Origin of the sequence: Mesorhizobium sp. M2E.F.Ca.ET.209.01.1.1, assembly GCF_004010375.2 — a bacterium.
GTDB lineage: Bacteria > Pseudomonadota > Alphaproteobacteria > Rhizobiales > Rhizobiaceae > Mesorhizobium.
On record NZ_SADP02000959.1, the window covers coordinates 1 to 305 of the forward strand.

The following is a 305-nucleotide window of genomic DNA, read 5'->3' on the forward strand; positions in this document are numbered from 1 at the left end:
CGCCGTGCCGGCTGATCGTGAAATGGTGCGGCAATTTCCATGTCACCGAGATCGGCCATTCGCCGCTCGACGTGGTGGCTTGGCACGGCAACTACGCCCCCTACAAATATGATCTGGCGACGTTTTCGCCGGTCGGCGCGCTGCTGTTCGACCATCCCGATCCATCGATCTTCACCGTGCTGACGGCGCCGAGCGGCGAGGAGGGCACCGCCAATATCGATTTCGTCATCTTCCCGCCGCGCTGGCTGGTGGCGGAAGATACGTTTCGGCCGCCCTGGTATCACCGCAACATCATGAGCGAGTTC

The 305-nt window shown here is 62.0% G+C and carries 1 protein-coding gene; it reads left to right on the forward strand.

Going from position 1 to position 305, the window contains the following annotated elements; genetic code table 11:
- Nucleotides 1-305, forward strand: a 305-nt coding sequence (locus tag EN852_RS38670) for a homogentisate 1,2-dioxygenase domain-containing protein (protein WP_135879894.1), incomplete at both ends; no start/stop codon positions are given.